At 69.2% G+C, this 12167-nt stretch carries 17 protein-coding genes; 15 read left to right on the top strand and 2 right to left on the bottom strand.

What is annotated here, in order from left to right; all coding sequences use genetic code 11:
• Positions 1-59: 59 nt before the first annotated feature.
• From JK364_RS23915 to JK364_RS23885, 7 genes are all read left to right on the top strand, one after another.
• Positions 60-338 (top strand): hypothetical protein, encoded by a 279-nt coding sequence (locus tag JK364_RS23915; protein ID WP_201853213.1) that lies wholly within the window; start codon positions 60-62, stop codon positions 336-338.
• A gap of 3 nt (positions 339-341) precedes the next feature.
• On the top strand, positions 342-602 hold the full coding sequence (locus JK364_RS23910; protein WP_230992390.1) for a hypothetical protein: 261 nt from the start codon (positions 342-344) through the stop codon (positions 600-602).
• A 44-nt stretch (positions 603-646) separates the two neighbouring features.
• Positions 647-1117 carry a hypothetical protein gene (locus JK364_RS23905; RefSeq protein ID WP_201853211.1) on the top strand — a complete coding sequence of 157 codons (471 nt, stop codon included), beginning with the start codon at positions 647-649 and terminating at the stop codon, positions 1115-1117.
• A 158-nt stretch (positions 1118-1275) separates the two neighbouring features.
• Positions 1276-1479, top strand: coding sequence for a hypothetical protein (locus JK364_RS23900; RefSeq protein WP_201853210.1), 204 nt, complete (start codon positions 1276-1278; stop codon positions 1477-1479).
• Positions 1446-2561, top strand: a complete 1116-nt coding sequence (locus JK364_RS23895) for a glycosyltransferase family 2 protein (protein WP_230992429.1) — start codon at positions 1446-1448, stop codon at positions 2559-2561. The genes JK364_RS23900 and JK364_RS23895 overlap by 34 nt, the downstream gene beginning before the upstream one ends.
• Before the next feature lie 189 nt (positions 2562-2750).
• Complete coding sequence (locus JK364_RS23890; protein WP_201853208.1) at positions 2751-3149, top strand: hypothetical protein; 399 nt, start codon at positions 2751-2753, stop codon at positions 3147-3149.
• 97 nt (positions 3150-3246) lie between these two features.
• Positions 3247-3600: a hypothetical protein gene (locus JK364_RS23885; RefSeq protein ID WP_201853207.1), complete on the top strand. Its 354-nt coding sequence runs from the start codon at positions 3247-3249 to the stop codon at positions 3598-3600.
• A 64-nt stretch (positions 3601-3664) separates the two neighbouring features.
• On the opposite strand, the gene JK364_RS23880 is transcribed toward JK364_RS23885, so the two are convergent.
• Together JK364_RS23880 and JK364_RS23875 are read right to left on the bottom strand one after the other, a co-directional pair.
• Entirely contained in the window at positions 3665-4696 is a 1032-nt protein-coding gene (locus JK364_RS23880; protein ID WP_307841370.1) for a hypothetical protein, read from the bottom strand.
• Between the two features lie 8 nt (positions 4697-4704).
• The gene (locus JK364_RS23875; RefSeq protein ID WP_201853205.1) at positions 4705-5160 is read right to left on the bottom strand and encodes an NUDIX domain-containing protein; all 456 of its coding nucleotides are present in this window, start codon (positions 5158-5160) and stop codon (positions 4705-4707) included.
• 289 nt (positions 5161-5449) lie between these two features.
• On the opposite strand from JK364_RS23875, the gene JK364_RS23870 reads away from it, so the two are divergent.
• The 8 genes from JK364_RS23870 (at position 5450) to JK364_RS23835 (ending at position 12164) form a co-directional block, all read left to right on the top strand.
• Positions 5450-6817, top strand: a complete 1368-nt coding sequence (locus JK364_RS23870; protein WP_201853204.1) for a helix-turn-helix domain-containing protein — start codon at positions 5450-5452, stop codon at positions 6815-6817.
• A gap of 95 nt (positions 6818-6912) precedes the next feature.
• Complete coding sequence (locus tag JK364_RS23865) at positions 6913-7080, top strand: hypothetical protein (RefSeq protein ID WP_201853203.1); 168 nt, start codon at positions 6913-6915, stop codon at positions 7078-7080.
• 675 nt (positions 7081-7755) lie between these two features.
• On the top strand, positions 7756-8088 hold the full coding sequence (locus JK364_RS23860; protein ID WP_201853202.1) for a hypothetical protein: 333 nt from the start codon (positions 7756-7758) through the stop codon (positions 8086-8088).
• 367 nt (positions 8089-8455) lie between these two features.
• Positions 8456-8950, top strand: a complete 495-nt coding sequence (locus JK364_RS23855) for a hypothetical protein (RefSeq protein WP_201853201.1) — start codon at positions 8456-8458, stop codon at positions 8948-8950.
• A gap of 688 nt (positions 8951-9638) precedes the next feature.
• Complete coding sequence (locus JK364_RS23850) at positions 9639-10364, top strand: alpha/beta fold hydrolase (RefSeq protein ID WP_201853200.1); 726 nt, start codon at positions 9639-9641, stop codon at positions 10362-10364.
• A gap of 43 nt (positions 10365-10407) precedes the next feature.
• Positions 10408-11157: a hypothetical protein gene (locus JK364_RS23845; RefSeq protein ID WP_201853199.1), complete on the top strand. Its 750-nt coding sequence runs from the start codon at positions 10408-10410 to the stop codon at positions 11155-11157.
• A 124-nt stretch (positions 11158-11281) separates the two neighbouring features.
• On the top strand, positions 11282-11485 hold the full coding sequence (locus tag JK364_RS23840; RefSeq protein WP_230992389.1) for a hypothetical protein: 204 nt from the start codon (positions 11282-11284) through the stop codon (positions 11483-11485).
• Positions 11486-11705: 220 nt separating this feature from the next.
• Complete coding sequence (locus tag JK364_RS23835) at positions 11706-12164, top strand: hypothetical protein (RefSeq protein ID WP_201853198.1); 459 nt, start codon at positions 11706-11708, stop codon at positions 12162-12164.
• Positions 12165-12167: the final 3 nt, after the last annotated feature.

The raw sequence follows: 12167 nt of genomic DNA, 5'->3' as shown, positions 1-12167 counted from the left end.
GCCCCGCTGCGATCCCACGGCCGGGCCGTCGCCATCGCGCACAACCGGAGCCGATCACCATGATCGTCTTCGTGCCCGGCCTCTTCGCCTACGACGGTGATGAGATCACCGGGACCGAGAAACAGATGCTCGACGAGCTCCACCTGCGCAAGATCGATCTCGCTGATGAAGCGCTGGTCGTCGACCCAAGCGGATACGCCGGGGAGTCGACAAGCGTCTTCGAGGCCATGGCCGAGGGCGACCTCGCAGATCTGCGCCAGGACCCCGGCGAGGGCATCGTCCTGGCGCAGATCTGCAAGGCTGCACACATCCAGGCGACGCCGGACGGCCCCGAATAGCCCGTGCGAACCGCCGACATGGCCGGCCTTATCGACGCCCTCACCAACCGCACCGAGTGGACCACCCCGGGCGGCTGGGGCGAAGCGCTCACCGTCAGGCCCGAGGGCGACGGGATGCGGCTCGCGTACACCGTCTGGGCCGGCGACACCACCGGCCAGCCCGCTGACGTGGACCACACGGTCCTGGTGCCCGAGGGGCAGCGGCTGCCGCTCGCGTCCGCGCTGCGCCGCGCCCTCGACGTCGCCCGCGGCTGGGAGCACTGACCCAGCCGCGCCCACTGGCCACCCGCTACCTGAAAGGAACAGCCGTGCACGAACCGGCAACATGGCTTCGCCCCGAATACCAGAGCCGCGAAGACGAACTCATCCACCTCTCGGCCGCGGCCGACATGGTCGGCGTCACCCGCTCCGCCGTCTCCAACTGGGCCGCACGGCACGGCAACTTCCCCAAGATCGTGCTTCTCACTGGCGCCCCGCGCCGGCGGACCAAGTGGGTCGTCCGCGCCGAATTCGTCGCCTTCGCCCGCCAGCAGTTGAACAAGAAGCCCGGTAGCCCCGCCGGCAACTCGAAGCCCCGCCGCTCGCGCACGGTCATCGAAACCGAACGCGCCGCCCACTGGGAAGCGCAGATCAAGCGCCTCACCGGGCTGGAGGCCAAGCAGGCCGCGGCGCTGAAGCGCACCCGCGAAGCGTTGCGCAGGGCCGAGCGGAACCTGGAGGCCGCCCGGGCCGGGCTCGCCGCCGAGATCCAGGCCGTACAGCAGATCACCAACCCGTAACCCCAGCCGGGGCTCACACGCGCCTGCCGATCTGACCGGCTGCGCTGATGGGCCCGCTCCGGAGGGTGGACGGAGCGGGCCCCACTACCCGCCTACCCGATCACCGCCCCACCACAGCCACAGCCCCAACCGGCCAACGCCCAACGGGAGAACCGCACATGCACCACATCAGCTGGTACGGCACCGCCGTCGCCGTCCTCCTCGGCATCAAGCTCTTACTTTCCATCAAGCCTCGGCGCAGACCCCGCCGCCGCACCGCTGTCCACACCCCGCACACCATCCACGCGGTCATCACCGGCTACAACGAAGACCCCACCGCCCTCCGCCGCTGCCTCCAATCCGTCCTCGACCAGACCCGCTAACCGGACAGCCCACCGTCATCGACGACTGCTCCAGCGACCACACCGCCCACGCCGTCATCAACCAGCTCCGGGCCGACTTCGAAGCCGCCGGCATACGGCTCGACTTCATCCGCTTCCCCGTCAATCGCGGCAAACGTGAAGGACTCGCCGCAGGCTTCCACGCCCGCTGGGACGCCGACATGTACCTGTGCATCGACTCCGACACAGTCCTCGACCAGCACGCCGTCGCCGAAGCCGCCGCACCCTTCGCCCGCTGTCGCGTCCACGCCGTCACCGGTCTCGTCCTCGCCGCCAATCGGCGCCGGAACCTCCTCACCCGGCTCATCGACATGCGCTACCAGAACGCCTTCCTCGGCGAACGCGTCGCCTACTCCCGCCTCGGCTCCGTCCTGTGCGCGTGCGGTTCCCTCGCCCTCTATCGCGGCGCGACCGTCCGCCAGCACCTCGACGACTTCCTCCAGCAGCGCTTCCTCGGCCCCCCCTGCACCTTCGGCGACGACCGGCGCCTCACCTACTACTGCCTCCTGGAGGGCCAGTCGCTGATCGTGCCGACCGCGGTCGCCTGGACCGACGTGCCTGAGACGATGCGGCACTTCCTGAAGCAGCAGACCCGCTGGACGAAGTCGTTCATCCGCGAGGGCGTCCTCCTCGCGCTGAAGCTGCGGGTGATCCGGGTGTATTGGTGGCTAAACTTGGTCGAGCTCGCGACGTGGGCGGCGTTCACCTCCGCGCTCCTGGTCGCCCTCACCGTCATGGCCGCCAACCCGCACGCCTGGACCGTCCTCGCCTGGTACGCCGCATACGTGGTCGGCGCGGCGTGGCTCCGGTCCGTGCACTATTTCCGCCACGCGGGCACCGTGTCCCGCTGGGACCGCGCCACGACGTTCCTCGCCGCGCCCGTGTATGCGCTGATGAACCTCACGCTCCTCATCCCGCTGCGCCTGTGGGCGCTGGTGACGCTGCGGGATACCCGGTGGGGCACCCGGCAGAACGGTGCCGAGATCCAGCACGACGGGCCGCTGGCGGTCACGATCCCCCAGCCGCGACTGGACGACGACACCCTGGAGATCCGCTGGCCGTGACCCCGGCCAGCGCCGAAGCCCTGACCGCGTGCTGCGGCCGGGGCTTCGCGGCTGCCTGGAACCCTCAACGCCGCACCACGGCGCCCGCTCCGGAGCGCCCGACAGAACCAGCCCTGCCGTCTACCCCCTTCACCCAGCCCAGCTCGGCGAGTGCCTTCTCCCACCCGGACTCGACGAACGGCAGCAGTCATGAACGATCCCGAGAGCCAAGACGAGAACGGCGCCAGCCCCGAGTACGTCGCCCGTGAAGTCTCCGGCTACGACACCGACTCCCGGATCATCGTGGCCCTCTCCAAGGAGAAGGCGGAGGCAATGACCGAGGAGGAGCTCGCCGCCTGGGACGCCGAACGGCGCCGCAAATTCGAAGCGCGGGACCAGGAGCAGCAGCCCGATGCCGTGCCGGGCATGGAGGGTTACGTCACCGGGGTCCATGTCGAGGGTGACCGGCGGATGATCGCCGTGTTGAAGAAGGAAGCGTCCGACCAGGTCACCGACGAGGAGCTGTTCGGTGACCTGAAGGCGTGGGCCGATGAGCAGGACAGGAGCGGCCGGCACTTGCGGGTAGTCGAGGATCCTGGCGACGAGTAGCGCTGGGCCCTCGGCGTGTCACCGTTCCATCACGCTACTCGCGCGCCACCCCCACCAGGCCGCATGATGCACCCCTAGACCATCCTTGGGGGGATTCATGCACGTCCGTACCATCGCCGGTGCTGCCTTGGCCGTCGGCTTGCTGCTTACCGGCTGCTCCAACAACGGTGACGGCAACGACAAGCCCAGCACGCCGAAGCACAGCACCGTCGCGCCCACTAGGGCCGCGCTTAGCAAGACCGAGGTCGCCCGCCGCTGCATCACCGCTCTCGTTCAGCAGGCCACGGAAGACGCGTCCGCCGACGTCGGCGCGACCCGGCCCCGGGCGTGCGCCCAGCTGGGCGACGGCGAGTACGCCGACGCCATCCTGAAAGCCACCCAGCAGGCCAACGCGGCCGGGCGCGGCGAGCTGCAGGACAAGCTGGACGAGGTGACCGGCCACACGGGCTGATCACCAGACGTCGGGGCCGCCGCCACGGCGGCCGACGGGCGCGCGCATCCCAGAGCCTTCGGCGTCAGGCAGGATGGACCGGGCCGAAGTACGTCGGCGTGAGGAACAAGGCCTCGAACGCCTTCGGGCCGCGCCGCTGTCGCAGCCACACGCACAGGGGCGTCAACACTCCTGTGATCATGGACGTGAGTACGGTGGTGTGTAGGTCTTCCGCCTCGTCGCGGCCGACCTCGGCGAGGAACCTCTCGTACCTCGCGTCAATGGCCCGCTCGAAGCCGCCCATGGACTTCAGGAATGCCTCGGCGGCCGTGCTCGGCGCTGCTGCGGCGCGGATCTCGTCCCGGGCCAGGGCGTCGGTGTCCGCCATGGTCAGGCGTCCGGTGATGTCTCGGAAGGCGTACCGGTGGACGGCGTCGACCGGCTCGGTGACGCCGTGCTGTCGGGCTGCGGCCCGTGCGATGGTCCGGGCCTCGCGGTCACACGCCCCCTCCATGACGATCCCGAGGTTCCGGGTGGTGAGGGAATCTTCCAGGTCGGGAGCCGAGTAGGTCCGCCCGTCGTGGCGGCGGAAGTTCAGCCCGTACTGGCTGCGGATCACTTCGTCGTCGCGCAGCTGGTAGCTGCGGTATGAGCCGTAGTGCAGGCAGTCGTGCGCGTAAGCCCGCAGCAGGTCCAGCGCGGCCAGGTCGGGGTGCTCGGGCTGGCCGACGGCCATGGGCCCGAGGGCGGTGATCACGGCGTACATCTGGAGATGGCGGTAGCCCTGGTTCGGATGGTGGAAGCCGCCGAACGCCCCGGCCGCGCTCGACTGCACGCCGACCAGGACGCGCTCCAACGGGAGGAGCCGGGACAGGCCCAGGGCGGCGCAGCGGGGCCGTAGGATCGCCAGCCCGTACCGGAGCGGTCCCATGTCCAGCCCGGCCGACTCCCACCGCTGCAGGGCCTGCGGGAGCAGCCGGAACGTCACCGTGGGGTGCTGCTCGGTCAGGCTGGCCGGTGTCGCGCGCAGCTCGGCCAGCCGTGCCAGGAGCTGGCCGACGTCGGCGGTGCCGGCCAAGTGCTCGTTCGGGGTCAGCAGCCGCGGGCTGACGCCCACCGGCCGGGTCAGCTGGTGGTGTCCCCCTGAATCAGGTGCCGGTGCGATTCCTGCATGCCGTCCGGCAGGTCGTCCGGTGAGAACCATCGGGCCTCCAAGATCTCGAATGTGCCGAGCTTCAGTTCGCCACCGACGAGCTGGGCCTCGTACGCGACCTCGATGCGGAGCTTGTAGCCGCTGGCGAGACGCACCAGCCGGCCGGGCTTGACCTCCAGGCCGGTCTCCTCGCGCACCTCGCGGACCACGGTTTGTCCGAAGTCCTCGCCTGCTCGGGCGTAGCCGGTGGGCAGGCCCCACTGGCGGCCCTCGGGCCACATGCGGTGGCGCAGCAGCAGCACCCGACCACCGTCGTCCCGAACCACGCCCGTGATGCCAGCCATGAACTTGCTGTGGGCCAGCCACAGGACCCGCCACTGCATTGGGCCCCGGATGATCCGCCACAAGCGGGCGACGAGTCGCTTCATCTCGACCTCCTCTGTGTTCGGCCGCATTCGGCGCGGCCGCGGACCCGTCACGATGGCGCATGGAGCGTGTTGGAACAAACACGCTGCGTATCGGGGGTGGGGTGGTGTAGGCCGACAGCCCCGGTGGGGCGGTGGCTGCTGCGAGACAAGCGCACCGCACCTCCGGGTCGCGCGGCCAGTCCGCTTTCGCCGGATGTAAAGCGGTTTGCATCTGATGCAAATCCGCCTGATCACGCCCGAGATGTCCCTACTCTGAGGTGTCGGCGAGCCTCACCCCCGGGACGGCGCGATGGAACCGAACAGCGTACGGGCAACCCCCGCAGACACCCCCGGCGAACTGGTGCGCCGCACGCGTCAGGCGAAACGGATGACGCTGTGCCAGCTCGGGAAGCTCACCGGTTACTCCACCGCCCAGGTCTCCCGCTACGAACGAGGCATCTCACCCCTGACCGACATGGTGGTGCTGCGCCGGTTCGCGGCCGCACTCAGCATCCCGCCCGAGGTGTTGGGCCTCATGCCGGAGCCGGGCGCCCGACACAGCCACCCAGCCGCGCCGATCACCCCCTACCCACGCCTCCCGGGCTCTAGGGTGACGGAGAGGATCGGGGCCGACGGCGGGGAGGACACAGTGCGGCGACGGCAGATGCTGGCCCTGACGCTCACGGCAGCCGCGGCGGCCAGCGCCCCAACCCTGACCGGCGCCGAGCCGGTGCGCGAAGCCGCGCTCGGCGACGTGCTCGTCGGCCGGCTGAGAGACGCCATGCTCGGCCTCCCCCCGGCGACTGCCAGTCCGGCCACGCTCGATTTGCACGTGGAACTGGCCCGGGCAGTCGCCGACTTCCACCTCTGCCGCTACAGCAGCCTTGCCGTACGACTGCCCTGTCTACTGAAGGCGGCCCACGCTGCGCCCGAGGGTCCGGCCGTCGGCGGCGTTCTGGCGCAGAGCTATCTGCTGGTCACCCGAGTCCTAGTAAAGCTGGACGAACAGCAGCTCGGCTGGATGGCCGCAGACCGCGCCCGGCAACTCGCCGAAGCCGCTGGCGACCCGCTGGCGATCGCCGAGGCCGCCCGGCAACTCGCCGTGCTAGCCCGCAGGGCCGGGTGGAACGACCAAGCCATGACGATCGCCCTCTCCGCCGCCGACGCACCTGCCCTGCGGGACGCAGGCCCCGACGGCGCGGCCGCCCGCGGCCTGCTGATCCAGTCGGCCGCCTACACAGCCGCCCGGGACCACGACCAGACCGGTATGCGGAAGCTGACCGCCGAGGCCGCCGCCATCGCCAAAGAACTCGGCGGCACTCGGCTGCGCACCCACGGTGGATTCAGCGCCGCCACCGTCCAGCTCCACCTGGTGTCGGCCGAGGACCGCGCTGGCGATCCCTCTGCCGCCATCGCCGCCGCAGACCGGCTCACGGCGCAGGCACTGCCCACCATCGAGCGCCGCGCCCGGTTCCATGTCGACGTCGCTACCGCCTACGCCCGGTGGGGGCGCCGCGACCAGTGCCTCAACGCCCTGCTGGCCGCCGAGGTTCAGGCTCCTGAGGAAACCCACGCGCGGCCGGCGGTGAAGACGCTGATCTCCGGGCTGTTGGCCTCCGGCCGCACGTCGCCGGAGCTTCGCGGCCTCGCTGCCCGCGCCGGCGTCCTCACCTCGTAGGAGGGGCTCGCGGTTACTGGTCAGCGGGGAGTCGGCGCGCGAGCCGGGTGGACAGCTCGTCGGCGGCGGGTGAGCCCTCGTGGCGCAGCAGGGGGATGGCGGCCCGGCGCCTCGCCCGGGGTGATGAGCGGCTGCCGCTCGGCCTGGTCCTCAAGCTGTTCCCAGATCTGCGCCTCGTCCATGCGGTGGTGGAGGTGGACTTCGGCATGTGGATCTCCGTAGTGATCGGAGACCCAGGTGTCAACGATGACCGTCAGTTTTAGATCGGCATCAGCCGCGAGGAGGCTCTGCGCCGAGCAGCCGTGGTCGTCAACCGGATCAAGTTCGAGACCCGGACGTTCGCCCGGTGGGACAAGCCCTATGCGTCGCGCTCAGCGTGCCCCTCTCGGCTTCGCCCCCTATGGGCACTGGCCTCGAGGGTCTGGGTCGGCATAGCCGACCCGGGCGCGGGATCGATACCGGAACAGGTCGGGTGCACAAACACTTGGCCTGTTCCCCGTTGACACGTCGGCGTCGCATCATGGGCATCCACGGGCTCCGGTGGTGTCCCTGAGGAGACGTTTTGCTGCCACCGGCCGGACGCGACAACGACGCTGATCGCCGAAGCCCCGAGCAAGACACCAACGAGACCCGTCGATGCGCCAGTCGGGACACGCATCGGACTCCAATCGAACCCCTGACGGCCTTTCACGAGCGCGTCCTGACGACTCCAGCGAGGGGATGAGGCCGCCCATCCGGCCGGGCGGTTCACTTCTTGGGGCAGGAGGGGCACCAGCCTCCGGCCGCCCGGATGGTCCGCTCCGCAGTGTCGGCCACCGAGAAGCTGCCCGCGAAGTTGGTGATCCCGGCTTGGTCCTCGGCGCCGCGAACACATCAAGCCCGAGGAGAAGTTGTCCGCGCGGATGAGAACTTGCGCCTGACTTGAAAGAGGTTGAAAAGTGACCGAGCTGACGGACCCGAAGTGGCAGGAGCAGCTGGCGTCTGTACCGCGGGCATGGGAAGCGGTCGGCCTAGTGGAGCCGGGCTGGTCGGTGGAGTACGACGGCGGCGACGGCGCGTACCGGGCGCGCTTCACGCTGGCGGTGGAGGACAGTGCCGAGCTGCGCCGGTACAACCTGAGCGAGATCGAGTTCTGCTCTTACGTGATGGCCCTGGCCGACCTGGCGCCGGGCGTGGCTGGCCGGGCCGGCATCGCGCTGGCCAACGCCTCCCGTGAAGAGGACCAGCCTGAGACGGACTACCGGGCGGGCGATGATCCTATCCCCGTGTGATACGCGGGTGTGGTACCTCGGAAGCCACGGGGTGCGGCCGGGTTGGTACTTCGTGCAGGCTCACGACGACCCCGCCCGCCACCCGTGGGTCAGCTCGGAGGACATCGCCAGGGCGGACGCCTACCCGGACGGCGTGGCGTACGTGCTGTGGTCGGTGGGCGTGATGGTGTCCCTCGGGCACCACGATCGCGCGGTGTACTACGCGGAGCGGCGGTCGTTACGGGTCTGGCCATGGATACGAAGTAACAGAGCGCCTCCATCCTCTGTATCAAGGCCAGCGCCTTCCTCTACGTGGGGAGGCCAATCGGGGCGGGCCAGCCCTGTCCCGGTTCCTCGAGCAGGACCCGATCTTCAAGGACCAGAAGTGATGAAGCACAAGACCACAGAGATCGTCGACGCCACGATCCAACTGTTCGCCGAACTCGACGAGATGGTGGGCCTGATTTCACGCGTGCTCGCGAAGTTCCCCGCCGAGACCGCACCGCAGCGGCTCAAGCCGTTCCTCGGCTCACCACGCGTCGTGTTCGCGCGGCCGCCCATGAAAGGCGACGGCGAGGTCGTGCTCCAGCTTGACCGCAGGACGCAGCCCTACGTGATGGTCCGGATCCCCGGTGAGTGGCTGATGATGCACCAATCCGAACTGACGGCTGCCGTGCGCGAGATCTACTGGGACGACAGAGAGCACAGCCTCCGCCGTGAACTCACCCGACTTGAGAAGTCAATCGGGGACCACAACCGACAGGCTGAGTATCACCGTGTCAGGGCGAGCGAGGCACGTCGAGAGTACGACCGTCTCGCCGCCGGCATCCGCCGGCGCTCGGCCCGCAAGAGCCGCGCCGCCGGGGGAGAATCCGATGGCTGACTACGCAGAAAAGAGAACTCTCCCGAGTTCCGGCGTGCCTTCGGGGTCTGGGAGAAGAGCCAGTGACCGGCGGCCACTTGGCAGGTAACGGCCCGCGCACCCTGGTCGGTCAATGCGGATTGGAAGGTCACCGACCCGGTTCTTCCCCTGGGCCTGCGTTCGTTCGACCACGTACCTGTGCCGGTTCTGGAGCCTGCCGATCTGCCGCTGGCCACCTGGTCTCGCCTGATCACGCCTCCCAGAGCACGGTCGCGGCGCGACTCCCGTCAGCTTGCCCCAGCATGCGCGGGCGGCGTCCGGCGATGATGTACAGCGTCTTCGCCGGTTCCGGGCTGCCGCCTCTCCCCAGGCGTATCGGCAACCCCGCTTCGGCCCGAAGGTCTCTTCTGCACCTTCCCCGGCGCCACCCGCTCAGCCCTGCTGGACGCCGTGCCTGCTGCCGAACTGTACGCAACGATCCGTCCCATGGGGCACCCGACAGACTGCCTTCTTCGCTGACCTGACCGAACAGCATCCAATCTGAAGCAGTAGAAGAACACGCCGAACAGGAACGCGCCATGGTGCGATCGGCTTCTGTGTGCCGCCGCGGCGCTGACCGGCGGTCACCGCCTGGGTGCTCGCCCAGCGCCGATCTGCCGGCACCTGTGTACCTGCTGTCTCCTCATCCCATACGAAGGAGTTGTCCGATATGCCGTTCGTCTTGGTGCACGGTGCTACCTGCGTCGGCGGTATCTGGGGCCGCCTGGGCCCGCTGCTTTACGGTGACGTACTGGCCGTCGATCTGCCCGGCCGCGGAGCGAGGGCGCACATCCCCCTAAGCGGCGTGACACTGGACGACTGCGCGGAGGCAGTCGCCGAGGACATCGTGCAACGCAACTTCACCGACCAGGTCACCCTGGTCGCTCACTCATTCGGCGGCGTCGTGGTGCCACGGGTGATGGCCCTGCTACCGGACCGCATCCGACAAGTGATACTGCTCTCTGCGGTGGTGCCACCCGACGGGACACCGGTGGCGGACCACATCGACGCCAGGCTGCGAAAAGCGCTGAAGGAGAACGCTGTCGATGGCGTCTACACCTTCGGTGTCGACGCCATCAGGCGCCGCCTGTGCACCGACGGCGATGACGACCAGATCCAGTACGTCCGGAAGCACCTCGTCGATGACGCGGCCGGATTGCTGACTGAACCCGTCGACCTGTCCGGGTACCGGCTCCCGATCCCCCGTTGCTACATCAAGCTGGCGCTGGATTGGTCTTACTCGCCGGAGTTGCAGGCCGAGGCGGCCGAGCGGACCAGGTCCAGCCTCGTCACTCTGAACGCCGGCCACATGGCGATGGTTTCCGCTCCGCATCAGACGGCCGAGGTCCTCAACAGACTCGCCTTCAATGCCTTGGCGCCTGACGCGGCCACGTAGCTACAACACGGGTGTTAGAAGAAACTCCCGTGTCATCGACGACGTGCTCGCGCTGGACCAGGTCGTGCCGCACGACATCCACGACAGCCCCCGAACTGATCGAGACCAGGGAAGTGAGGAAAACATCGTGACGACCATGCGCGAACAGCTCGCTACCGGAGAGAAGCACGATCCGACGATCCTCCTGCCGAACGTGTGGTATGACCTGCTGCGTACCGTGGAGACGGTGTGCCCGTGCGGCAATACGACGAGCGTCCGCAACGGCGTCCTGACCACGCACGGGCCGATGTCGACGTGGGACATGAACGGCACGCGGCGTGCGGTGATCCGTGACGCGTACGGCGTCGGATTCACCTGCCGCTACAGCGGACGGACCGTTACCCTGGCCGCCGCCCTGGAGCGCGACAGCGTTCTGACCCCGGCCGAGCGGCACGTCCGTGATGTCACGCAGGTCCGGCTGGAGGCAGGCATCACGCATACTGCTCCCGAGGACTACGCCCTGCCGAAGCCGGTTGCTGTCCTGTTCGCGTTCGCTGAGGCTCACGGCTGGAAGACACAGCAGGCGTGGGCGCCCCGTGACGGGGGTTTCCTCCTGAACCTCCGTGTAGGCCGACCGGCCGACGCGGGCCGGAAGTGGCAGTACGACCTGCCCTATTTCGTCGCTTCAGGCGTCGCGCGCCGGACCCGGTCCGGGCTGTGCGTCACGCCGGACCGCAGGGGGCAGCACGACACCCCGTCTATCAAGGCCATCACGGCCGTGATCCGGGCCAACCCGGCTCCGACGGAGAACTGAGGGAGGCGCCCGCTTCCTGTACCGCTACCGCAAACCCGACCCGTCCGGACGCCCTCGGCGCACCGCCCTCACCTACACGCCCCACTCGCCCTACGAGGGAGATGTTCTGATCATACGTTGGCTGATGAGCCTCGGTGAGCGCACCCGCCCCGATGCGCCGACCTACGCCGAGGACCCCGCCCCCGACCAGGCGCGCGCCCTGGCCCTGGTCGACGACTTCGCCCACCTCTTCACCGTCCTGAAGAAGTGGCGGCAGGAGTACGGCGAGGAGCTGACCGCCTGGGCCGCACAGGTGGAGGCCGACGACGTCGAGAACCTCCCCGCGTGAGCGGCCAGCCGCGCCCGGTGGAGCCCGGAGGACTTCGACGACCGGTCCGAGACCTGCGGCGCCCCCGCAGGCCAGTTGTGCCGCCCGTGGTGCGACACCGGCTACACCGACGAGGACACCCGCAGGGACGCCGAGCTACGCGACCAGGGCGCGAGGAGCCCCGCACCGAGCACACCCGCCGGCCATCCAAAGGAGTGAACAGACCGCCATCAAACGGGAGTTGAGCACGCAGGAGCAGTTCGACGCGTTCGCCGACGAAGTGGCGCGAGAGCTGGGTACGTACTGCCGGACGGCCGAACTGACCGACCACGACGGCGGTTTGAGACGGCTCATCATCGACAGCGACGGCCGCGCCCTGCGTCTGTGCCAGCCCGACGACCGCCGCCCCGACCGTCTGAGAGTCCACGCCGCGCTGCCGGACGAGACCAAGATGATCGCGCCATCGATCGGTGTCACGGCCAGCACCGCGCGCCACGTGGCCCGCGAGATCACCCGGCGCCTGTATCCGCGGCACGCCGAGGCCGCGCAGCAAGCCACCGAACTCGCCGCTCAGCAGGAGGCAGAGGAGAGGGGCCGCCGTGCTGTCACCGAAGCCGTGGCCGACGCGCTCCCCGGGGCCCGGATCGAGCAGCAGTACCGGCGTATCCAACCCACATCACGCCCTTCGAGGAGGGACTAACGC

This window comes from Streptomyces endocoffeicus, from assembly GCF_016741935.1.
GTDB lineage: Bacteria > Actinomycetota > Actinomycetes > Streptomycetales > Streptomycetaceae > Streptomyces > Streptomyces endocoffeicus.
The sequence above is the reverse complement of the archived record's forward strand: the minus strand, read 5'-3'. Positions and strand labels throughout refer to the sequence as shown.